We start from the raw sequence: 21,872 nt of genomic DNA on the forward strand, positions 1-21,872 counted from the left end.
CACAGGGGGGGCGCCATAAAACAGATCAACCCGCGGATCCATGGCCTAAGCTTGTTCGCAGGCCCCTGTTCATCGAACACCTCGATGGGCCAGCGGCACCTATAAAAACAATGCAATCAGGAGATGCCCATGTCCGCTTTGATCCGTCGTTTCAGTCGCTGCATGGCCGCCGGTTTGACCGCTGCCGTGCTTGTCGCACCCGCCTTCGCGCTCGATACCGTGAAATTCATGGCCCCGGGCTCGGTGGGCGGTGGTTATGACCAGACTGCCCGTGTGCTGGGCAAGGCCATGGTCGAAGCCAATACGGCCAAGGCCGTGACCTTCGAGAACAAGGGCGGGGCGGGCGGGACCCTGGGGCTGGCGCAATTTGCCAACAGCACCAAGGGCGATCCGAATGCGTTGCTGGTGGTCGGCGCGATCATGGTCGCGGGCATCGAGCAGAACAAATCGCAGATCAGCCTGAAGGATGTGACGCCCATTGCCCGGTTGTTCACCGAGTACAACGTGATCGCCGTGCGCAAGGAATCGGAATTCAAGACCCTCGATGACCTGATCAAGGCCTTCAAGGACAAGCCGACGAGCATCACCTGGGGCGGCGGCTCCAAGGGCTCGGTGGATCACATCGGCATTGCCGAGCTGGCGGGCAAGCTGGACGTGCCGGTCAACAAGGTGAACTACGTGGCGTTTGGTGGCGGCGGCGAGGTGGTCGCCCAGGCGCTGGGCGGCCAGCTCAAGGTGATCACCGGCGGTTTCGCCGAGCTCGGCCAGTACATCAAGACCGGCCAGTTCCGTGTCCTGGCCATCGGCGCACCGGAGCGCGTTCCCGGTATTGACGCACCGACCCTCAAAGAGAGCGGCTATGACGTGACCATCGGCAACTGGCGCGGCGTTTACGGTGCGGCGGGCCTCACCCCGGAACAGCGTAAAGAGGTGATCGACGCTGTCGTGGCCGCCACCAAGAGCAAGGTCTGGCAGGACAATCTCCAGACCAACGCCTGGACGCCCAGCGTGTTGACCGGCGATGAGTTCGGCAAGTTCGTCGACGAAGAACACGTGCGGTTGCACGCCATGCTGGTCAAGGTCGGGCTGCTTTGAGATGACCACACTGCGCGCAGTGGTGCCGACGCAATTGGCGGTCGGCCTCGGCCTGATCGCCATCAGCGCCGTCTTGGCGATGGGGGCCTACCGGTTTCCACCGGAAATGGGATTCGTCATCCTCCCGGCCTACGTTTACCCCTATGTGGTGGCGGCGTTTCTCGGCGGTGTGGGCCTGTTGCTGAGCTATCAGGCGCTCAGCGGCGGTTTTCGCGAGCTGGATAACGACGACACGGGCACGGTGCCCGGTGGAAAAACCGGCGCCGCCTGGGTGACCGCCGGGCTTGTCGGGGTGGCGCTGCTGATCAACCTCATCGGTTTTGTGCTGGCCGCCGGGTTGTTGTTCGCCTGTTCGGCGCGGGGTTTTGGCAGCCGTCATCCGCTGCGGGACCTGGCCATCGGCATTGCCCTGACCCTGCCGATCTACTGGCTGTTCAACGCCGGGCTGGGGGTTTCCCTGCCATCGCTGATCAACATCTGGCTTTGAAAGGAGATCGACACCGTGGACATTCTTTCAAGCCTGGCGATGGGTTTTGCCGCGGCACTGACCCCGATCAACCTGATGTGGGGGTTCATCGGCTGCCTGCTCGGCACCGCCATCGGCGTGTTGCCGGGGATCGGTCCGGCGCTGACGGTGGCCCTGCTGTTGCCGATCACCGCCAAGGTCGACCCCACGGGCGCGCTGATCATGTTCGCCGGTATCTACTACGGTGCGCAGTTCGGCGGTTCCACCACCTCGATCCTGCTCAACACCCCGGGTGAATCGTCCTCCATGGTCACGGCCCTGGAGGGCAACCTGATGGCGCGCAACGGCCGCGCCGGCCCTGCGCTGGCAACGGCGGCGATAGGCTCCTTCGTCGCCGGTACCATCGCCACGGTGTTGCTGACGCTGTTTGCTCCGGTTGTGGCCAGGCTGGCGCTGAATTTCGGCCCGACCGAATATTTCGCGATCCTGGTGCTGTCGTTCACCACCGTGTCGGCGGTGCTCGGCGCCTCGATGCTGCGAGGGTTTGCTTCGCTGGGTGTCGGGCTGACCATCGGTTTGATCGGCCTGGACTCGACCTCGGGCATTGCCCGCTACACCCTGGGCGTTCCCGAACTGGTGGACGGTATCGAGGTGGTGCTGGTGGCGGTCGGCTTGTTCGCCGTGGGCGAGGCCTTGTACAGCTTGCTCTATCAAAAGGAATCGAACGAAGGGCGGCATCGCCTGACCTCGTTGTGGATGACCCGTGCCGACTGGAAGCGTTCGGTGCCCGCGTGGCTTCGCGGCACGCTGATCGGCTTTCCGTTTGGTTCGATTCCGGCCGGCGGCGCGGAGATTCCGACCTTTTTGTCCTATTCCACCGAGCGCAAGCTCAGCAAGTACCCCAAGGAGTTTTCCGCCAACAAGGGCGAGGGCGCTATCGAAGGCGTCGCCGGCCCCGAAGCGGCCAACAATGCCAGCGCGACCGGGTCCCTGGTGCCGTTGCTGACCCTGGGCATCCCGACGTCGGCCACCGCGGCGATCCTCCTGGCCGCGTTCCAGAACTACAACCTGCAACCGGGGCCGATGCTGTTCGAAACCTCCGCCGACCTGGTCTGGACGCTGGTGGCCTCGCTGTACATCGGCAACGTCATCCTGCTGGTGTTGAACCTGCCGCTGGTGGGGCTGTGGGTCAAACTGCTGCAGATCCCCCGGCCATACCTGAATGCCGGCATCCTGGTATTCGCCACGATCGGCGTGTATGGCATGCGCCACTCATCCTTCGACCTGCTGCTGATGTTGGCGATTGGCTGGGGCGGGGTGCTGATGCGGCGATTCGACTTCCCCGTCGCCCCGGTGATCGTTGGCATGCTGCTGGGGCCGATGGCCGAGAAACAACTGCGCAATGCCTTGTCCATCGGCCAGGGCGACTGGACGGTGTTCGTCACGCAACCGATCTCGGCGTTCTTTCTCGCCCTGACGCTGCTGGTGCTGGTGGTGCCTCATGTGTTGCATAAACGCGGCATCAAGTTGCATGAGGATGATTGAGCAATCCCTGTGGGAGCGGTGTGTCAGTGAAATAATTTTCAACTGACCCGACGCCTTCGCGGGCAAGCCCGCTCCCACAGTGATTTCGGTCGTTCACGAATACGGCGTACACGCACTAACCCTGTGGGAGCGGGCTTGCCCGCGAAGGCGGTGTATCAGTCGACATTGAAGGCGGTCATGCAGTGGTTTGTGCGGCAAACCACTGCATGACCGGCGCGCACGCAGGATGCGATGCCGCCGAGGGTTGCAGGCACAACGAGTAAATCCCCCGGGTCTTCAAGGGCTCACCAAACGGAATCACCAGTTCGCCGCGCTGGATCGACTCGCCTGCCAAGGTCATGTCGGTCATCGCTACGCCCAGCCCCCGGGCGGCGGCATCGAGTGCCAGTTCGTCGAGGTTGAAGGGGATATGCCGATAGTCCTGCAACGCCTTGCCGCCATGGGCTGATAACCATACCTGCCAGTCATGTTGATCGGAGGAGCGGTGCAGCAACGCGAACCCCGACAGATCTTCCAGCGAAGCCAATGGCCGGGTCGGGGTGCCCAGCCCAGGCGCGCACACCGGCACCAGGGCTTCCTCGAACAGCGTCAGGCAATCGGGCGCCGTGGACGGCTCAGGCAGATAGAGAATGTAGGCGTCGCTGTCACTGGCCGGTTCCACGACTTCGGTGGCCACGGTTTCGATTGCCAGGGAGACGTCCGGGTGATGCCGGTAGAAATCGTTCAGTTTGGGTAGCAGCCAGCGCACCGCCAGTGACACGTGCATGCGAATGCGGAACGGTCGTTGTCTGGGCGCGAGCCGGTCTTCGAGCGACCTTAATTGCTCAAGGATGGTGCGAGCGCTGGCCAACACCTGGTCGCCTTCCGGGGTCAGTTGCAGGCTGCGGCTGCTGCGCACGAACAACGCGACACCGAAGTGGCTCTCCAGTTGCTGGATCTGTCGGCTCACGGCGCTTTGGGTCAGGCAGAGCTTTTGCGCCGCCTGGGTGAAGCTGCCTGACCCGGCGACCTCGACCAGGGCCTGCAAGCCCTGCAGCGAGGGCACGTGGCGTACTTTATCCATGCGTTTTCGGAATGCCTCGATGATTTAATAACGTTGGTTGTCTGCGTTATCAGCCTTTAGATTCTAGTCATAGACACCGTTGACGAAAACCATTTATGCGAATCCTGCATAACATGCTGATCGAGACGGTTCGCAGAACAAGAACCTGAGGTGACGCATGGAAAATATCTGTGGCTGGATTGCGCAAGCGGGGAGTTCTCCGTTGCGCGATTCGCTCAAAGGCACGCAGCACGCCGACTGGCTGGTGATCGGCGCCGGCATTACCGGCCTCAGTGCGGCGCACGCTCTGGCGCACATGCACCCCCAGGCACGCATTGTGGTCGTTGACCGCCAGCGGGCTGCGCAGGGGGCGTCGGCGCGTAATTCCGGGTTTGTGGTGGCCCACGAACATCCCGGCGCCGGCGAGCTGTCGGGTAGCGCAGGGTTCGCCGGCTATCAAGTGGATACGGCGATCGGCCGCGCCGCCGCCGATGAAGTGCGCAAGCAGATCGCCCGGCTGGGCATCGAATGCGACTTCAGGGAATCGGGCTATTTCTTTGCCGTCAGCGATCCACGCAAGCTGACCCAGGTCGAGGCCAAGTTGCAGACCTTGCGGGCCGTTGGCGCCAGTGCGCAGTTCCTGCAAGGCGAGCAACTGATCGAGAAACTCGGCACCCGCCACTACCGCGCCGGAATCTGGTGTGGCAATGGCAATGCGCTGCTGCAACCGGCCAAGTACGTCAAGGGCCTGCTCGATGCCTTGCCGCCGTCAGTGACGGTCCATGAGAACAGCGATATCGCAGGTCTTGAGCGCCTCGGCGACGGCCGGATCCGTGCCCGGGGCCAAGACGGCTGCGTTGAGGCCAAACAGGTGTTGGTCTGCCTGAACGCCTTCATTCCTCGTTCAGGGATCGACGACAGCGGCACCTTCGCGATGGAACTCAGCGCCAGCCTCACGCGACCCCTCAGCGATCAAGAGTTTCAAGCCCTGGGGGCGCAAGCGTCCTGGGGTGTGCTGTCGACCCGTCCGTTGGGCGCCACGGTGCGCCTGACGCCGGATCGCCGGGTGATGATCCGCAACACGGCGGAATACCGCTCCAGGGATTTGTCTTTGAGTGAGCTGTCGACCCGTCGCCAACACCACGTGCTGGGGTTGCAACGGCGTTTCCCGATGCTCGGCGAGCAGGACATCGAATACACCTGGACCGGTCATCTCAGCGCTTCGCGCTCCGGGCAACCGTACTTCGCGAAAGTCGAGGAGGGCGTGTTCGCCGTGGCCGGGTGCAACGGTTCCGGCGTGGCGCGGGGTACGTTGTGGGGGCGCTTGCTCGCGGAAATGGCCTCGGGCGGTGATTCACCGCTGCTGCAATCGGTCATCTCGCGGGCACAACCCGGCTGGCTGCCGCCCAAGCCGTTGCTCGACATCGGTGCCATGCTGCGTATGCGCGTGGAAACGGTCCGGGCCAGAAGCGAAGTCTGAACAACACGAACTTCACAACAAGAACAACAGCACTTCCCATCGAAGGTGATTCAACATGCGCGTCAATACGCTTTCCCTTGTGGCCCTGATCTCGACCTTTTCCGCTGTCGCCTACGCCGACGAAACCGTCAATATTTCCAACTGGAACGGTTACATCGCCGACGTCACCTTGCCCGACTTCACCAAGGCAACCGGGATCAAGGCGACCTACGACATCCACGACAGCAACGAAGTGCTGGAATCGAAACTGATGACCGGCAATACCGGTTATGACGTGGTCAGCCCGTCGAACCACTTCCTGTCGCGCCTGATCAAGGCCGGCGCGATCCAGAAACTCGACAGGAGCCAGTTGCCCAACTGGAAAAACCTCGACCCGGCGCTGATGAAGAAGCTTGAGGTCAACGACCCGGGCAACCAGTACGGCTTCCCTTACATGTGGGGCACGGCGGGCATCGGTTACAACGTCGAGAAGATCAAGGCGATCTTCGGCAGTACCGACGTTACCCGTTCCTGGAAGCTGTTCTTCGACGAGAACAACATCAAGAAGCTCAGCGAGTGCGGCGTGGCGATCATCGACAACCCGACGCAGATCCTGCCGATCACGCTCAACTACCTGGGGCTGCCGCCTCATAGCCACGAGCCGGCCGACTACAAGAAAGCCGAGCAGGCGCTGCTGAAGATCCGGCCTTACGTCCAGTATTTCCATGCGTCCAAGTACATCAGCGACCTGGCCAACGGCAACGTCTGCGCGGTGATCGGTTTCAACGGTGACATCGTGCAGGCGGCCGCCAGCGCCAGGGAAGCCAAGAACGGGATCGACATTGCCTACTCGATCCCGGACGAAGGTTCCACCTTGTGGCTGGACATGGTGGTCATGCCCAAGAGCGCGCCACACGAGAAGAACGGCTACGCCTACATGAACTACCTGCTGGAGCCGAAGGTGATTGCCAACATCAGCAACAGCATCCACTACGCCAACCCCAACAGCGCGGCGGATGCCTTCGTCGACCCGGCGGTGAAGCAAGACCTGGCGATCTACCCACCGAAAACCGTGATGGACAAGCTGTTCACCGTCGAGGACTTGCCCGCGGCCATCGCGCGCCTCAGCACACGCTTGTGGACCAAGCTGAAAACCAATACCTGACGGTGACGTCATGCGCACATCTGTCACTTGAGCAAAATCAGTGTGGGAGCGGGCTTGCTCGCGAAGGCGGAGTGTCAGACACCTAAGATGTCGACTGACACTCCGCTTTCGCGAGCAAGCCCGCTCCCACAAGTTGTTTCGGGCAGGAGTGAGGCTGGATCCATTCAGGCATCGATGGTCGGGAAGTCGATGTCGGTCAGTGCCGCGTTGTTCAGGTAGTTGGTCAACGTTTGCGAAGCCACATGGGCGATCACTTCGATGATCTTGCCGTCGTCGATACCGGCATTACGGGCAGCGGCAATCTGCTCGACGCTCAGGTGGCCACGGCTTTCGGTGACCTGGCGGGCGAGGGTGGCAATGGCGTTAAGCTCGCCATGTCGTGCGCTGAGGATCTCCTGCTTCGACAGTCCGGCCTTACCGGCGAACAGCGTGTGAGCGGCCAGGCAGTAGTCGCAGCCGTTGACTTGCGAAGTGGCGAGGGACACCGCTTCCTTTTCCGTGGCGCTCAGGGACGTCTTGCCCAGTGCGGCCGAGTTTTGCAGGTACGAGGCCAGCACGGCCGGTGCATGGGCGAGGACTTTGAAGACGTTGGGCAGAAAACCGATTTTCTTCTGCACGCCTTCCAGCAGGGGGCGGGTGGTGTCGGTGGCGTTTTCCAGGCTGATCGGGGCAATGCGGGTCATGGTGATACTCCGTGATGTAAGGCGCGGAATGCGCTGGGTACGGAGCTCATGTTAGGGAGAAGGTCTGGTGTATTGGATGCAAATCGTCGAGGATATGCGACAGATCGTCCAGAACTGCCGTCGGGAGCCTTGTCATGGATCGCTTGTCCACGTTGCTCACCCATTTCGGCGTCAATGCCGGCACTTTCCATAGCGGTATGTACTGCGGCACCGTCGCCTACGACGGCCAACAGGCCAGCGGTCATTTGCACCTGCTTCAGGCCGGCGAGTTGCTGCTCAAAATGGGCGACCAGCCGGACCTGCAACTGACCGAGCCGAGCCTGATCTTTTTTCCCCGGCCCTATCGACATCGTCTGTTTGCGTCTGAAGCATCCGGCACGCAACTGGTGTGTGCGACCCTGGATTTCGACGGCGGTGCGGGCAATGCCCTGGCGGCGGCGCTGCCGGATTACCTGGTGCTCAAGCTCGATGAAATCCCGACCCTGGCCGGGACCCTGGAATGGCTGTTCAAGGAGGCGTTCGACGGTACGTGCGGGCGTGAAGCGGTGATGGATCGCCTGTTCGAGCTGCTGGTGATTCTGTTGCTGCGGCACATCCTGAGCACCACGGGCCAGCAACCGGGCATGATGGCCGGCCTTGCCGATGCGCGCCTGGCGCGGCCCCTGAGCCTGATGCATCAAAGCCCGGCCAAGGCCTGGAGCGTGGCCGAACTCTCGGTCGCCGCCAATATGTCGCGGGCCAGTTTCGCCGAGCACTTTCGCCGGGTGGTCGGGCAGACGCCGGTGGATTACCTGGTGAGCTGGCGCATCAGCCTGGCGCAGAAGCGCCTGCGCGAGGGCCGGCCGATCGCGCTGATCGCCGAGGAAGTGGGTTATGAGAGCCCCTCGGCGCTGGCCCGGGCGTTCCGGCGCAAGACCGGGCTGAGCCCGCGGGAGTGGAGGGGCAACTGACCACCGCACTTTTCCTTTGTGGGAGAGAGCTCCCACAAAGGTTCCTACAGGTCCAGCGGATCCGATAATCCAGCTTCAGGACGCGTCCTACGCACATTTCGGAAGTCTCCTATTTCAACCCTTATCAGCTTCCAGAAAGCTGTCGAGCGCTTGAACGAGGGGGGACATGAGGCCCCCTCGTAACCCATCCAGAAGTCTCTGGGACTGGCGGATTTCTCTGCCTGATTTCCTCCGTAGAACAAGGAGCAGCACTCAACATGGTCAGTTTGCTTTCCCGACTTTTTGGACTTCACAACAACGGCAGGGAAACGCGATGGAATGGGCCGATCGCCCCGATCTCACCTGTGCCCGATACGGGGGCCATCCACGCCCCCGTGCCCCCTGAGCAAGACACCTGCGCATTACAACCCCTGAAAAACTGGTGCCATCCGTTCAAGAATAAACGCGATCCGCTGTCGCAGTTGACTCACATGGCCAAGGCCAACGCTGGTTACTATCCAATTGGCCGCAACGGGCTGTTTCACGGTGGGGTGCATTTCGACGGCGGTACTGCTGGCACTCTCGATCAATCCAGTGTGCACTGCCTGGCCGACGGTGAAGTGGTGGCCTACCGCATCGACACACAGTCACCGACCACGCGCTACTTCGTCGAAGAAGCGGTCGAGAAACCTTTTTCGCGCAACTTCGTGCTGGTTCGCCATCACCTTCAACCGCCGAAGATCGAAGGCAGCACGGACATTCCACCGAGCCTGACCTTTTACAGCCTCTACCTGCATTTGCAGGATTGGGGCAAGTACCAGCAGGACTCGACCATTGCACGCCCGGGATTCTGGCCGGTGCGTCCGACCTTTCGCGTCAAGCAGACGGCGAACGACGTTCTCCCCGGCCGGCCTGAGCAGCAGGGTCTGAAGGTGCTCAACAAATGGGATGGCCAGGTCATCGATTTTCTGCCGCGAGGCGCCGAGGTCACTATCAGCGGCACGGGGCAATTTCGCCAGTTGGAGAGCAGCCTGGGACCGGCCAAGCTGCTTAACCCCGATGGCTCGATCAAGGGCTATCTCTCTATCAAGGTGCTCCAAAACCCGGACCGTAATAAGACCCGCATTAAATCGTCGAAGAAGACAGTCAACGTCCGGGCTGAACCGTTGATTTCTGCTGATAACGTGATTTTCAACTTACCGGTTGAATCGGAGGTCACGGTCAGTGGCGAAGGCGAGTTTCGCAAGCTCGAACGCATCAACGAATATGTGCATTTTGACTCGCTGGAAAGTGCCATTGAACCGGTAGCGACAGATCAGGTAGTGGTGCTTGACCAGCCAGTCGCAATCAAGGCAGGTGACCTCATCGGCCATCTCGGCCTGTATCAGGATGGCGACGCGAATCAGCCGGAAAAAAAGCTGCACCTGGAAACCTTCAGTGGCGACGACGTCGAGGCGTTCATCGAAGCCAGTCGATTGTGGGCCAAGCGCCTGCCGGAAAAAGACAGAACCTGGCTGAAACTCGCCAAGGGCACCCCGGTGGTGCCGCCTGAAGGAAATACCACCGCTGCACTATTACAGGCGTCGAGTGCTTCCAGCCCGCACAGTGCCGCCGATTTGCTGGTCCCCAGGAAGGTGCTCGATGAGCTTCCGGCGGCTCAAAAAATCCAGGTGCCCGCGAGCCCGACGCGCAAAGCTCGTACCTGGTATCACCTGAAAAATTTGCTTCATGACGCCGACAACAATCTTCTCGATGGCTGGGTGTGTGACGAGTCCGGCGTAACGCCTTGGGTCAGTCCGTGGGCTTGGGAAGGCTACGACGTCATCATCGACTACAGCAGACCCAAACACTTGCTGGCCTCTTTTCTCAGCGCTGTCGACGGTTTCAGCGACGCGCAACGCGAGCGTTATCGCCCCATTGCCGAAAAAGACGACAAGGGCCCGATGAAAAGCCGGTTGTACGAGATCATCGATCGCAACCGCGACGGCAAGATGACGGCCACTGAACTGCAAGCTGCCCTTGAGCGACCGGCTCATGCACAGTCGATTTCGCAGATGATTCTTTACAAGGAAAGTGAGTGGTTTCAGCAGCCAAAAATATGGGACGCACTGGATGAGTTGCTCGGCCATAGCGGCTCGACGCCGCACTTGAATTGGCTGGCGGAGAAGCAGCGGATTGCACAGATAGGGTGGTGGAGGGAAGTGGCGGAGAAAGTTGGGTTGCCTTCGTGGGGGAGTGCGTATCACTTTCATCCGATTGGGATATTTGGTCACTTCGCGAACACTGTAAACGGAATGCTGAACTGCAAAGTATGCGGCGCTTCGCTCAAGTTAACGAAGGTTTTTTTGAGCGAAATATGCAGCAGCGAAGTGAATCCGCTTTTCATAAGCGCAATGGTCGAAGCATCTGAAAACCTGTTCAAGAAATACGGAGTAGATAGCTGTGAGCAAGTCACGCATCTGCTAGCGCAAGCTAAGAAGGAGACTGGTGGCTTTTTACAATTTCGAGAGTCGTTGAACTATTCTAGGCGGACATACACTGCCGCCAAACTTTATAGATTATCTCCGACTGTAATCAATGCGGGGTTTTCTAGGCGAGGGCTTTCCTTCGCAAGTGATGAAGAAAAACTGAGTTGGATAGATGAACATCTTATAGGTAACGATGCAGCTTATGGCTTGCATTGTTATGGCAATGCTGAACAGCCAGGAAGAGATTTTAGAGGGCGAGGATTGATCCATCTCACTCATTATGAAACCTATAAAAAATGTGCAAGAGATACAGGGCTGCCGATTGACTCTAACCCAGAACTCTTGGAGAAAGATTTTGTCGTTGCTATAGAAACAGCGCTGTGGTTCTGGAAGGTCAGGCGTATAGCAACGATTGCGGAAGATTCGTTCTTAAGTGGGGATGTCAGCGTTACTGCGGTGACTCGCCCCATAAATATCGGATTGGCAGGTTTATCTGATCGCCAAAAATACAAGCGGGAGATCACAAAAAAATTCAATGTTCACTTTGATAGTCGGTGTAAAAGAAATGATTAAATTAATTGTATTTTTTGGTTATTTGCTTGGATCGACGGCAGTAGCGAGTAATGACGGATGCAGCGGTATTGGGTTTCGCCAAGCTTATAACTCTATGGATGTACATGGGGTGAAAGCTTGCTTCGTCTACACTAAAGCGGCTGTGCAAACCGAAGGTCAGTTGTCCCGAGATCCTGATGAAATATCTCTTTATTCAGTTATTTCATCTGAAAATCCAAAGCTCGTTTATGAGTTTCCATATGCGGGTACGGAAGGAGCAATCATCGACGCATTTTTTCTTCCGGCTGCTGGGACGCTCGAAGAAATGCTTTTTGTTATCCATCGCATGGAAACGCCAAAGTCGTGGGCCCCGGTCAGTGATATCTACAATGTAAGTGTTATTAGGCGGGAGGGAGATACTCTGCTTTTGGATCAAAAGCGTAGTCGTTTTTTTGATTTAGGTGGGGATGCTGTCGATGAGCAAGGACGATCAAAGTATGTATATCCGTACAAAGATAAAAGAAGTGTTGAGGCAGCGGTAGGTTTGCCCTTGTTTCACACCATCATGGCTGACAAAAAAATCACAGGCACGATTTTGGAGAAAACATTTCTTTATGATGGTGGTTCGGAACCGTTGCTGCAGTCTTCAAGCAAGATGTATTTAATCAAAGGGGACAGGGTATTAGTGGAGGATTCGATGGCCGGATGGTGCAGGGTTTCATACCAGGCAAAAGTGAAGATAATTGTGAAGTGGGCGCAGTGTAAGTCGATAAACTTTTCGGCGAGTTAGGTGAAGGCATGCCAATCAGACTGGATAAAATGCCTCTTCTCGCACGGAGCCCTCAACGACCTCGGTTTTGTTTTGGCTTGGTATGTTGTTGCTCTGTTGTTTGCTGGGAACGGTAGGGACGCTGCTGTTCGGTGACGAAACGTTACCCGAGCGACCTTCGGATTTCTGGACCTTGGCTTTGGGCATCCCGTTCCTGGCGTGGTGCGTGCTGGGATTCGGACGAGTGCTGTTGCACGTCGGCGAACATGCTGCCGCCGATGGATGGGATGACGCTCGTGAAGAAGACATGAACCGCAAGATTCGTCAGGGACGTCGCTCGCAACAGGTGTTGGGCGTTAGCTTGCAGACTGCGTTTCGAGAACTTGAGGATCAACCGGCAATTCAACTGGACGCTCTGCTGAGTGGCAAGACAGTGCTGAAGTCACAAGCGTCCAGGATGGATGGAACGACGTTTCTGAGAGAGGTTTGAAATGCGATTGCTGGCACTAACGTTTTGCGCTTTCAGTGTTTTTTGGATTTCGTCATCTTTTGCTGACGGAGGCTGCAATAAAAATAGCTTTATCACTAAAGACATTTTGCAGTGTGCGGATGTTGTGTACAAAAAAGTTGATAAAAAACTTAATGATCAATATTAGGCGCTGGTTACGGACCCTAAATTTCTTCATAGAGATTTGCTTTTGGATGGTGAGCGCGCTTGGATTAGATACAGGGATGTTTATTGCGAAAATGTTTACGATTCTATATTACCAGGTGAAGAGGCTGGAATTGAGAGAATTGCGTGTCTAGCTTCTTTGACAACATCAAGATTGATGGAGTTGTTGTATTTGGATATAGGCATTAGCGGAGATGGCTTCTATAGCTCACTTTCTATTGTGGGTGGGGTTTCTTCTATGGCGAGGGAGGAAGTTTTTTCGCGCATAGGAAATTTAGAAAAATCTCCTGAAGAGACTGAGTACTATAAGAAAAATTGTGAGTTAACAAACGCTATTCATTCAGAAGAAGAAAGAATCTGTCGGATTCGAATGAAATTTCAGGCGATGTAGGTGTGAGGCTACGTAGTGAAAGATGATGGTGTGGTTAGAGCGTCTGATTTTATATTTTCGCCTAATAGTAACTTCACAAATGGCGTTCCTAATTTGAAACGAGGATAAGTTAACCATGCCAATCAGACTGGATAAAATGCCTCCTCTCGCACAGCGCCCTCAACGACCTCGGTTTTTATTTTGGCTTGGTCTGTTGTTGCTCTGTTGTTTGCTGGGAACGGTAGGGACGCTGCTGTTCGGTGACGAAACGTTACCCGAGCGACCTTCGGATTTCTGGACCTTGGCCTTGGGCATCCCTTTCCTGGCTTGGTGCGTGCTGGGATTCGGACGAGTGCTGTTGCACGTCGGCGAACATGCTGCCGCCGATGGATGGGATGACGCTCGTGAAGAAGACATGAACCGCAAGATTCGTCAGGGACGTCGCTCGCAACAGGTGTTGGGCGTGAGCTTGCAGACTGCTCTTGGAGAACCTGCGGATGATCCGGAAATACAACTGGACGCTCTGCTGAGTGGGGCGACGGCGCTGAAGTCACAAGCGTCCAGGATGGATGGCGCAACACTTCGCCATAGTTGTTTATCATGCGATGCAGATGAAAATCCGGAAGCAATATTGCTGAGTATATGGGCGCAGACGCTCGCTGACCTTGCACCCACTTTGGCGCTGTTGCCTGCCGATCAACCTTTGGCCCTGTTGCTGGACGTCGACACCGGTTTGCCGGAGAAGCAATGGCGCCGGGTTTGGAAGCAGGCATGGCGCGAATCGGGCATTCGCCAGCCCATAACCTCCGTCGATGGCCGCGGGCTGGCGGCATTGGACTATTGGCTCGACCAGCGTATTGGTGATCGGGCGATGCTGCTGGTGGTGGCCGTGCAGTTTGCGCCGCAGCAGCCTCAAGGCACGGCGGAAGCCGCTGTCGGATTGTTGTTTGGCAACCGTCTGACGCAAACCACATTATCGCCGATAGCCTATCTTCACCGCCCGGAGCAGGAGCGTAAGCCCACCGCCGATGACCTGCTTTACGCTACGCGCCAGGCTCTTGATTGGGTGCCGGTTGAATCGAGATTAATTGAGCAGGTTTGGCGAGTGGGTATTGATGGGAGACGGGCTGCCGCCATTGCAGGCGTGTTGTCTGAAGTTCCCATGTCAGTCAATAGGCCGGGATTGTGCAACCTCGATGCAATGCTGGGGCATCCAGGCTGCGCTTCGCCTTGGCTAGCCGTCGCTGCCGGGACGCAGGCGATTCGGCGCGGTGCTGGGCCGCAATTCATCTACAGTGGCGGCGCGGCAGCGGCGGGTCTCTGGGGCACGGTGTTGATGCCAGCATCGTCTTGAACGTAGTTCTAACGGGTGAGTTCTACCGCCAGTCAGATGAATATCTCGCCGGAAACCGTACGCATGCACCGCAAGAACCTGTACCTGTACCTGAAGCTGGAGGTGGGTTCACCGTCGGAGTTGTTTGCGTTGTTTATCGAGTGGTTGTGCAGGCATTAGCAGACTACGCAGATCAAATGTGTGAGCGGGCTTGCTCGCGAAAGCGGACGGACATTCAACATCAATGTTGACTGAAACACCGCCTTCGCGGGCAAGCCCGCTCCCACAGGTTATGCGGGTGCCTCAGAACTTGAACGCCTGCCGTCCCACCAGCAGCCATTTACCGTCCTGCTTTTGCCAGATCTGGAAATTCTCGATTTCGGTTGGCACCACTTCGGTGCCTTTGAGCGCTTGTGCCGAGAAATGGTGGCGGACCAGCGCGACATCGCCGGAGACGGTGATGGTCTGGTTTTGCATCTCAAGAGTCTTGAACGCGCTTTTGCCGGTTTCGATGTCGGCGATGAAGGCCTGCTTGTCCTGGATCTTGCCGCTGGAATGCCCGTAGGTCAGGTTCTCGGCGGTCAAGGCGTTCAGTTCCGGGATGTCCTTGTGCAGCATGGCCTGGGTCAGGTGGTCGACGGCCTGGGCCACGTCCTTGTCCGAGGCAGCCGGGGTGGCGGCGACGTAGCCGCTGAACAGGCACAGAAAACCAATCAGCACTTTTGCTTTTTTCATGGGGATTTCCTTGTTGTTGTAGGGATGACGCAATGAATGAGTGAGCACTCATCAGTCATCGTACAACTTAGCATGCGTTGGAGGGAAAAAGCGAACTTGCCCGGCGACCTTGCCTCGAAGTTAAAAGGGCGATGTCCTGACTTCGAGGTATTCCCGCCATGCAGCCGAACCCACGTATACGGCACGACCTGACGTTGTTGATGGTGTTCCTGGTGATCGTCGTGGTGTCGGGTTTTTCTCCCCGCAGCCGGGTGGACTGGGCGCTTGAAAACCTGCTGGTGCTGTTGCTGGTGGGCACCCTGGTCGCGGTTTCTCGGCGATTCCGCTTGTCGGCGATGTCCATCACGCTGGTGTTTGCGTTTTTGTGCGTGCATGAACTGGGCGCCCATTACACCTATTCCCTGGTGCCTTACGATCGTTGGTCTTCGGCGTGGTTGGGCTTCAGTTTCGACCGGGCGGCAGGTGTTCACCGCAATCACTACGACCGGCTGGTGCATCTGAGCTACGGGCTGCTGCTGGCATATCCGGTGCGCGAAGTCCTGCGGCGACTGACGCCGCTGCGCGGGTTCTGGCTGTTTTTCGTGACCCTGAACATCATGCTGTCGACCTCTGCCGTGTACGAACTGGTGGAGTGGATCGGCGGTGCCTTCCTGGGCAATGACACGGCGAAGGCCTTCGTCGGCGCGCAAAACGATCCGTGGGATTCGCAAAAGGACATGGCCATCGCGGTCGCCGGTGCGATTGCCAGCCTGTCGCTGGTGTCCCTGCGCGGCATGCTGCAAAAGCAACCGGTGACGACCGCATGTCGCAAAAAACACAATCTGTGGGGATAGGCTTCAATTACTGCGCGGCCCCGTCGATAACCTCTTCAAGCGTGCCATCCGCGCCGGGCTACCCCGCCGCCTAACGTGCCAGAGAGGAACCACAGAGTGTCCATAAAACTGCGTTTAATGTTGCTGATCGGCACCGGATTACTGACGGCATTGATCATGAGCCTGGTCAGTTACCTGGGGAACGCCCGGATGGCCGAGGCCGTGGACGACGACAACGTCAGCATGGTCGCACTGCGCAATCACCTCGAAGCCGACATGATGCACGACGCGTTGCGCGCCGACGTGCTGTCGGCCATGTTGGTGGGCTTGAACAAGAGCACCAGCAGCAAAGCGGAGGTGCGCCGTTCCGTCGAAGAACACACTGGGCGCTTTCGCGAAGTGCTCGGGGAAAACCTCAAGCTGCCGGTCAACGACACCATCAAGGCCGGCCTGAACAAGATCAAGCCCAGCCTCGACACCTACATCGGCACTGCCGAGCGTATCGTCGGGCTGGCGCTGGAAAACCCGGAAGCCGCGCAACAGGAACTGGGCACGTTCAACAACGCCTTCAGCCAACTGGAAGACCAGATGGAGGCCCTCAGCGAGTTGATTGAAAGCGACACGCAACAGACCAGCCAGGGCACAGCGCAAGCCATCAGCAACGCCAACCTGACCCTCGGCGGCGTGCTGATCGCCAGCCTGTTGTTGCTGCTGGCCCTGGGGCGTTCGGCGATCCTGAGCATCATGGGCCCGTTGCAAACCGCCAGCCACATTGCCGAGAGCATCGCCCATGGCAACCTCAGCGAGCCGATTGTCGAGCCCACCCACAAGGACGAAGCCAGTGCCTTGATTCGTAGCCTGGCAACCATGCAGCGGGATTTGCGCGGCATGATCGAGGTCGTGCGCAGCAACGCCCACGGCGTCAGCGGCATGAGCGAACTGCTGAGCAACGGCTGCCATGAGGTGGCCGGCAGCAGCCAGCAGCAAAGCGCGGCGGCCAGCACCATGGCTGCGGCCGCCAGCGAAATGACCGCGAGCATCGAGGAAATCACCCGGCATGCCGAACGGGCGCTGAACATGGCCAATCAGGCAGAAGCCCTGGCCAAGGACGGCGGCCGGGTGATCCACCAGGTGGTCAGCGACATGGACGGCATCGCGCGTTCGGCGCAGCAGTCGGCGCAGGTGATCCGCACGCTGGACAAGGAGTCCGAGGGGATTTTCAACATCATCCAGGTGATCAAGGGCATTGCCGACCAGACCAACCTGCTGGCACTCAACGCCGCCATCGAGGCCGCCCGCGCCGGCGAGCAGGGACGTGGTTTTGCCGTGGTGGCCGATGAGGTCCGCAGCCTGGCGGGGCGCACCAGTGCTTCCACCCAGGAAATCGCCAGCATGGTCGCACGCATTCAGCAAAGCACTCGCGAGGCGGTGATCAGCATGGAGGAGGGCGTGGCCCAGGTCGACAAAGGCATGGCGGTGACGGCCGATGTCGAGCGCGCCATCCGCGAGATCCTCGAGGCCACGTTGCACACCACACAACTGGTCAATGACATCAGCCGTACCATCGGCGAGCAAAGCCTGGCCAGCAACGAGATCGCCCATCAGGTGGAGATGATTGCCGGCATGTCCGAAGGCAACAGCAAGGTGATCGGGCAGACGGCTTCGACCACGGATGAGTTGTCCAGCCTGGCGGGGCAGTTGTCGCAGTCGGTGGATCGGTTCAGGCTTTGAGTCTTTAGAACACTGTAGGAGCTGGCTTGCCAGCGATGAGGCCCGAAAGATCGATGCACAATTCGAGGCCGCCTTCGCTGGCAAGCCAGCTCCTACAGGTCGGGGGGCTAAAGGTACTTGTCCGTCACCGCCCCCTCCGAAGCACTGGACACGGTCTTCGCATACTTGGCCAGCACCCCGCGCTTGTATTTGGATTCCGGCCGCACCCAGCGCGTCTTGCGCTCGGCCAGCACGGCATCGGACACATCAACGGTAATCTGCCGGGTTTGCGCATCGATGATGATCCTGTCGCCATTCTCGACCAGCGCAATCGGGCCGCCTTCAAAGGCTTCCGGCGTGATGTGGCCGACCACGAAACCGTGGGAACCACCGGAAAAACGCCCGTCGGTGATCAGCGCCACCTCCTTGCCCAGCCCCTTGCCCATGACCGCCGAGGTCGGCGACAGCATTTCGCGCATGCCCGGCCCGCCCTTGGGCCCTTCGTAGCGGATCACGATCACTTCGCCGGGCTGCACTTCGCCATTGAGAATGCCGGCCAGCGCACCTTCCTCGCCGTGATAGACCCGCGCCGTGCCTTCAAAGCGCAAGCCTTCCTTGCCGGTGATCTTGGCCACGGCACCGGTGGGCGAGAGGTTGCCGCGCAGGATGACCAGGTGCGAGTCCTTCTTGATCGGCTGGTCGAAGGGCCGGATCACGTCCTGGCCGGCCGGGTAGTCGGGCACGCCGGCGAGGTTTTGGGCCAGGGTCTGGCCGGTGACGGTCAGCACATCGCCGTGCAGCATGCCGGCATCGAGCATGCGCTTCATCAGCGGTTGAATGCCGCCGATGGCCACCAGCTCGCTCATCATGTACTTGCCGCTGGGACGCAGGTCGGCGACCACCGGGGAGATCTTGCCCAGCTCGACGAAGTCGTCCAGGGTCAGTTCGACATCCACCGCGTTGGCCATGGCCAGCAGATGCAGCACGGCGTTGGTCGAGCCGGCGAGGGCGATCACCACGCGTATGGCATTCTCAAAGGCTTTGCGGGTCATGATGTCCCGGGGTTTGAGGTCGAGCTTGAGCAGCTCCATGACCTGCTGTCCGGCGCGGAAACTGTCCGAGGCCTTGTCACCGCCAATGGCGTCCTGGGAGCTGGAACCGGGCAAGCTCATGCCCAGCGCCTCGATGGCCGAGGCCATAGTGTTGGCGGTGTACATGCCGCCACAGGAGCCGGGGCCGGGAATCGCCACTTCCTCGATCTGCTTGACCTGGATCTCGCTGATGTCGCCCCGCGCGTGTTGGCCTACGGCCTCGAACACGGAAATGATGTCGGTATGCCCGGCCCCCGGCTGGATGGTGCCGCCATAGACAAAGATCGACGGGCGATTGAGCCGCGCCATGCCGATCAGGCAGCCCGGCATGTTCTTGTCGCAGCCGCCGATGGTCACCAGGCCGTCGAAACCCTCGCAACCGGTGACCACTTCAATGGAGTCGGCGATCACTTCGCGCGACACCAGGGAATACTTCATGCCTTCGGTACCGTTGGCGATGCCGTCGGAGATGGTGATGGTGTTGAAGATCACGCCCTTGGCGCCGGCGGCATTCGCGCCTTTTTCGGCCTCGCGCGCCAGCTTGTCGATGTGCATGTTGCAGGGCGTGACCATGGCCCAGGTCGAGGCGATGCCGATCTGCGGCTTGTCGAAGTCTGCATCGGTAAAGCCCACGGCCCGTAGCATGGCGCGTGCCGGTGCGGCCTCTATGCCGTCGATCACTTGAGAGGAGTACTTGCGCAGATCGTCTTTGTCGCTCATGACTTGTCCTCACCGGCTCATCTGAAGACCACTGAGTATAGTCGCCGATCCGCCGTCACCTCGTGCACCGGACCCTGTAGGAGCCGGCTTGCCGGCGATGGCGGCCTTGAGTGTTGTATCGCATCGGAGGGCGCCATCGCTGGCAAGCCAGCTCCTACAGGTTCATCAGCGACCGGACCACGCAGTCGCGAACAGACGCGCGGGTAGCCATGTCGTGATATTCTTCGCAACAACTTGGTTTGACCTATTCTGTTTACCTGTCCTCGCGACGGGCGAACGAATCACTGTCGCTCAAGTAGCTGAAGCCAATAAAGATAAAAAGTCAGTTCAGAAGGGACAAAAAACTGGGGTCGATGCGGTTCATCGGCCTTGTGTGCCCACCCTGCAATCCTTGAGTGCCGCCCCCGTGACTGCCGTGAAACACGGGGCTGTGCGCATGAGGATGGAAGGGCGGATGGCGTTTTATCATAGGTGCTACAGATGTTTAAGAAAGTGAACACAGCCCTGCTGGGGCTGGCCTTGTCGTTGGGGATGACGACAGCCCAGGCCGAAGAAGCCAAGAAAGTCGACGTACTGCTTATTGGCGGCGGCATCATGAGCGCGACCCTGGGTGTCTGGCTCAACGAGTTGGAACCTGGCACTTCGATGGAAATGATCGAGCGCCTCGACGGCGTCGCCCTGGAAAGCTCCAACGGCTGGAACAACGCCGGTACCGGTCACTCCGCCCTGGCCGAGCTGAACTACACCCCGGAAGACGAGAACGGCAAGGTCTCGATCCCGAAGGCCGTTGAAATCAACGAAGCCTTCCAGATCTCCCGTCAGTTCTGGGCCTGGCAGGTTCAGCAAGGCGTGCTGAAGAACCCGCGTTCGTTCATCAACTCCACGCCGCACATGAGCTTCGTGTGGGGTGATGACAACATCAAGTTCCTGAAAAAACGCTACGACGCCCTGCAGGCGAGCCCGCTGTTCGCCGGCATGCAGTACTCCGAAGACCCGGCCGTGATCAAGCAGTGGGTACCGCTGATGATGGAAGGGCGTGACCCGAACCAGAAAATCGCGGCCACCTGGAGCCCGATCGGCACCGACGTGAACTTCGGTGAAATCACGCGTCAGTTCGTTGCACACCTGCAAACCACGCCGAAGTTCGACTTGAAGCTGTCCAGCGAAGTGCAGGACATCACCCGCAACGAAGACGGCAGCTGGCGCGTCAGCTACAAAAACCTGAAAGACGGCAGCAAAACCGAAACCGACGCCAAGTTCGTGTTCATCGGCGCCGGCGGCGGTGCCCTGCACCTGCTGCAGAAGTCCGGCATTCCTGAAGCCCAGGAATACGCAGGCTTCCCGGTCGGCGGCTCGTTCCTGGTGACCGAGAACCCGACCATCGCCGAGCAACACCTGGCCAAGGCCTACGGCAAGGCTTCGGTGGGCGCACCGCCGATGTCGGTTCCGCACCTGGACACCCGCGTGCTGGACGGCAAGCGCGTGATCCTGTTTGGCCCGTTCGCGACCTTCAGCACCAAGTTCCTGAAAGAAGGTTCGTACCTGGACCTGCTGACCACCACGACCACCCACAACGTGTGGCCAATGACCAAGGTCGGCATCAAGGAATACCCGCTGGTCGAGTACCTCGCCGGCCAGCTGATGCTGTCGGATGAAGACCGCCTCAACGCCCTGAAGGAATACTTCCCGAACGCCAAGGCTGAAGACTGGCGCCTGTGGCAAGCCGGCCAGCGCGTGCAGATCATCAAGCGTGACGAAGCCGCCGGTGGCGTGCTGAAACTGGGCACCGAAATCGTCGCTTCGCAAGACGGCAGCATCGCCGGCCTGCTGGGCGCCTCCCCAGGCGCATCGACCGCCGCACCGATCATGCTGACCGTGCTGCAGAAAGTGTTCAAGGACAAGGTCGCGAGCCCTGAGTGGCAGGCAAAACTGCACCAGATCGTGCCGAGCTACGGCACCCAGCTGAACAACAGCCCCGAGAAGGTTGCTGAAGAGTGGGCCTACACCGCCAAGGTGCTGGAACTGACTCCGCCACCGGTGATCGCACCGGCTGTGAAGCCAGTGACTGTCGACACGGATGCGAAAGCACCGAAGCCTAGCGCTGCGAGTGATATGGCTCTGTAACTAGACGCCGGATCAAAAAAAGCCCACTGAATCGGCGACGGTCAGTGGGCTTTTTTCGGTCTGGAGACTCAGATATTTCCTGCAGTGAAGTGGGCTTGCCCCTCAGAAGTGCCATCGTTAATCTCCTTCGG

Annotated in this window: 18 protein-coding genes and 2 pseudogenes; 16 read left to right on the top strand and 4 right to left on the bottom strand. The window is 59.0% G+C overall.

Annotated features, from left to right (window positions below; translation table 11 throughout):
• Positions 1-129 precede the first annotated feature (129 nt).
• From AB7M25_RS12280 to AB7M25_RS12290, 3 genes are read left to right on the top strand one after another with little or no spacing between them, the layout of a single operon-like run.
• Positions 130-1,095 carry a Bug family tripartite tricarboxylate transporter substrate binding protein gene (locus AB7M25_RS12280; RefSeq protein WP_429384833.1) on the top strand — a complete coding sequence of 322 codons (966 nt, stop codon included), beginning with the start codon at positions 130-132 and terminating at the stop codon, positions 1,093-1,095.
• A 1-nt stretch (position 1,096) separates the two neighbouring features.
• Positions 1,097-1,582 (top strand): tripartite tricarboxylate transporter TctB family protein, encoded by a 486-nt coding sequence (locus AB7M25_RS12285; RefSeq protein ID WP_429384831.1) that lies wholly within the window; start codon positions 1,097-1,099, stop codon positions 1,580-1,582.
• 15 nt (positions 1,583-1,597) lie between these two features.
• Positions 1,598-3,106, top strand: a complete 1,509-nt coding sequence (locus tag AB7M25_RS12290) for a tripartite tricarboxylate transporter permease (protein ID WP_104448621.1) — start codon at positions 1,598-1,600, stop codon at positions 3,104-3,106.
• Positions 3,107-3,281: 175 nt separating this feature from the next.
• On the opposite strand, the gene AB7M25_RS12295 is transcribed toward AB7M25_RS12290, so the two are convergent.
• Complete coding sequence (locus tag AB7M25_RS12295) at positions 3,282-4,169, bottom strand: LysR family transcriptional regulator (protein ID WP_429384828.1); 888 nt, start codon at positions 4,167-4,169, stop codon at positions 3,282-3,284.
• Positions 4,170-4,326: 157 nt separating this feature from the next.
• On the opposite strand from AB7M25_RS12295, the gene AB7M25_RS12300 reads away from it, so the two are divergent.
• Both AB7M25_RS12300 and AB7M25_RS12305 read left to right on the top strand, forming a co-directional pair.
• Positions 4,327-5,628 carry an NAD(P)/FAD-dependent oxidoreductase gene (locus AB7M25_RS12300; RefSeq protein WP_454237363.1) on the top strand — a complete coding sequence of 434 codons (1,302 nt, stop codon included), beginning with the start codon at positions 4,327-4,329 and terminating at the stop codon, positions 5,626-5,628.
• A gap of 55 nt (positions 5,629-5,683) precedes the next feature.
• Positions 5,684-6,772: a polyamine ABC transporter substrate-binding protein gene (locus AB7M25_RS12305; RefSeq protein WP_454237364.1), complete on the top strand. Its 1,089-nt coding sequence runs from the start codon at positions 5,684-5,686 to the stop codon at positions 6,770-6,772.
• Positions 6,773-6,936: 164 nt separating this feature from the next.
• Here AB7M25_RS12305 and AB7M25_RS12310 read toward each other — a convergent pair whose 3' ends face one another.
• The gene (locus AB7M25_RS12310; protein ID WP_454237365.1) at positions 6,937-7,455 is read right to left on the bottom strand and encodes a carboxymuconolactone decarboxylase family protein; all 519 of its coding nucleotides are present in this window, start codon (positions 7,453-7,455) and stop codon (positions 6,937-6,939) included.
• A 134-nt stretch (positions 7,456-7,589) separates the two neighbouring features.
• Here AB7M25_RS12310 and AB7M25_RS12315 point away from each other — a divergent pair, with 134 nt between their 5' ends.
• The 7 genes and pseudogenes from AB7M25_RS12315 to AB7M25_RS12345 all read left to right on the top strand — a co-directional run.
• Positions 7,590-8,405, top strand: a complete 816-nt coding sequence (locus AB7M25_RS12315; protein WP_454237366.1) for a cupin domain-containing protein — start codon at positions 7,590-7,592, stop codon at positions 8,403-8,405.
• A 257-nt stretch (positions 8,406-8,662) separates the two neighbouring features.
• Entirely contained in the window at positions 8,663-11,425 is a 2,763-nt protein-coding gene (locus AB7M25_RS12320; RefSeq protein ID WP_454237367.1) for a glycoside hydrolase family 19 protein, read from the top strand.
• Entirely contained in the window at positions 11,418-12,194 is a 777-nt protein-coding gene (locus tag AB7M25_RS12325; protein ID WP_429560721.1) for a hypothetical protein, read from the top strand. Before AB7M25_RS12320 ends, AB7M25_RS12325 begins: the two co-directional genes overlap by 8 nt.
• 82 nt (positions 12,195-12,276) lie before the next feature.
• Entirely contained in the window at positions 12,277-12,663 is a 387-nt protein-coding gene (locus tag AB7M25_RS12330) for a hypothetical protein (protein ID WP_454237368.1), read from the top strand.
• A 208-nt stretch (positions 12,664-12,871) separates the two neighbouring features.
• Complete coding sequence (locus AB7M25_RS12335; RefSeq protein ID WP_454237369.1) at positions 12,872-13,237, top strand: hypothetical protein; 366 nt, start codon at positions 12,872-12,874, stop codon at positions 13,235-13,237.
• Between the two features lie 115 nt (positions 13,238-13,352).
• Positions 13,353-14,570 carry a hypothetical protein gene (locus AB7M25_RS12340; protein ID WP_454237370.1) on the top strand — a complete coding sequence of 406 codons (1,218 nt, stop codon included), beginning with the start codon at positions 13,353-13,355 and terminating at the stop codon, positions 14,568-14,570.
• Between the two features lie 21 nt (positions 14,571-14,591).
• Positions 14,592-14,729 (top strand): annotated as a pseudogene (locus AB7M25_RS12345) (helix-turn-helix transcriptional regulator); the annotation flags it as partial.
• 123 nt (positions 14,730-14,852) lie between these two features.
• Here the strand turns inward: AB7M25_RS12345 and AB7M25_RS12350 are convergent.
• On the bottom strand, positions 14,853-15,284 hold the full coding sequence (locus AB7M25_RS12350; RefSeq protein WP_454237371.1) for a nuclear transport factor 2 family protein: 432 nt from the start codon (positions 15,282-15,284) through the stop codon (positions 14,853-14,855).
• Between the two features lie 158 nt (positions 15,285-15,442).
• Between AB7M25_RS12350 and AB7M25_RS12355 the strand changes: the two genes are divergently transcribed.
• The 3 genes and pseudogenes from AB7M25_RS12355 to AB7M25_RS12365 all read left to right on the top strand — a co-directional run bounded on the left by AB7M25_RS12355 (position 15,443) and on the right by AB7M25_RS12365 (position 17,827).
• Positions 15,443-16,117, top strand: a complete 675-nt coding sequence (locus AB7M25_RS12355) for a DUF2238 domain-containing protein (protein WP_429384817.1) — start codon at positions 15,443-15,445, stop codon at positions 16,115-16,117.
• Between the two features lie 96 nt (positions 16,118-16,213).
• Positions 16,214-16,969, top strand: a pseudogene (locus AB7M25_RS12360) (MCP four helix bundle domain-containing protein); the annotation flags it as partial.
• A gap of 132 nt (positions 16,970-17,101) precedes the next feature.
• On the top strand, positions 17,102-17,827 hold the full coding sequence (locus AB7M25_RS12365; RefSeq protein ID WP_454238349.1) for a methyl-accepting chemotaxis protein: 726 nt from the start codon (positions 17,102-17,104) through the stop codon (positions 17,825-17,827).
• A 107-nt stretch (positions 17,828-17,934) separates the two neighbouring features.
• Here the strand turns inward: AB7M25_RS12365 and ilvD are convergent, their stop codons facing one another.
• Positions 17,935-19,617, bottom strand: coding sequence for a dihydroxy-acid dehydratase (ilvD, locus tag AB7M25_RS12370; protein WP_454237372.1), 1,683 nt, complete (start codon positions 19,615-19,617; stop codon positions 17,935-17,937).
• 480 nt (positions 19,618-20,097) lie between these two features.
• Here ilvD and mqo point away from each other — a divergent pair, with 480 nt between their 5' ends.
• A complete protein-coding gene (gene mqo / locus AB7M25_RS12375; RefSeq protein WP_454237373.1) occupies positions 20,098-21,741 on the top strand; it encodes a malate dehydrogenase (quinone) in 1,644 nt (547 codons plus the stop codon).
• Positions 21,742-21,872: the final 131 nt, after the last annotated feature.

The sequence above is a fragment of the Pseudomonas sp. AP3_22 TE3818 genome, assembly GCF_053628995.1.

Coding starts and splice junctions, on each gene's coding strand:
- AB7M25_RS12280 (WP_429384833.1), top strand. CDS start 130: ATGTCCGCTTTGATCCGTCGTTTCAGTCGCTGCATGGCCGCCGGTTTG.
- AB7M25_RS12285 (WP_429384831.1), top strand. CDS start 1,097: ATGACCACACTGCGCGCAGTGGTGCCGACGCAATTGGCGGTCGGCCTC.
- AB7M25_RS12295 (WP_429384828.1), bottom strand. CDS start 4,169: ATGGATAAAGTACGCCACGTGCCCTCGCTGCAGGGCTTGCAGGCCCTG.
- AB7M25_RS12300 (WP_454237363.1), top strand. CDS start 4,327: ATGGAAAATATCTGTGGCTGGATTGCGCAAGCGGGGAGTTCTCCGTTG.
- AB7M25_RS12305 (WP_454237364.1), top strand. CDS start 5,684: ATGCGCGTCAATACGCTTTCCCTTGTGGCCCTGATCTCGACCTTTTCC.
- AB7M25_RS12310 (WP_454237365.1), bottom strand. CDS start 7,455: ATGACCCGCATTGCCCCGATCAGCCTGGAAAACGCCACCGACACCACC.
- AB7M25_RS12315 (WP_454237366.1), top strand. CDS start 7,590: ATGGATCGCTTGTCCACGTTGCTCACCCATTTCGGCGTCAATGCCGGC.
- AB7M25_RS12320 (WP_454237367.1), top strand. CDS start 8,663: ATGGTCAGTTTGCTTTCCCGACTTTTTGGACTTCACAACAACGGCAGG.
- AB7M25_RS12325 (WP_429560721.1), top strand. CDS start 11,418: ATGATTAAATTAATTGTATTTTTTGGTTATTTGCTTGGATCGACGGCA.
- AB7M25_RS12330 (WP_454237368.1), top strand. CDS start 12,277: ATGTTGTTGCTCTGTTGTTTGCTGGGAACGGTAGGGACGCTGCTGTTC.
- AB7M25_RS12340 (WP_454237370.1), top strand. CDS start 13,353: ATGCCAATCAGACTGGATAAAATGCCTCCTCTCGCACAGCGCCCTCAA.
- AB7M25_RS12350 (WP_454237371.1), bottom strand. CDS start 15,284: ATGAAAAAAGCAAAAGTGCTGATTGGTTTTCTGTGCCTGTTCAGCGGC.
- AB7M25_RS12355 (WP_429384817.1), top strand. CDS start 15,443: ATGCAGCCGAACCCACGTATACGGCACGACCTGACGTTGTTGATGGTG.
- AB7M25_RS12365 (WP_454238349.1), top strand. CDS start 17,102: ATGGCTGCGGCCGCCAGCGAAATGACCGCGAGCATCGAGGAAATCACC.
- ilvD (WP_454237372.1), bottom strand. CDS start 19,617: ATGAGCGACAAAGACGATCTGCGCAAGTACTCCTCTCAAGTGATCGAC.
- mqo (WP_454237373.1), top strand. CDS start 20,098: ATGTTTAAGAAAGTGAACACAGCCCTGCTGGGGCTGGCCTTGTCGTTG.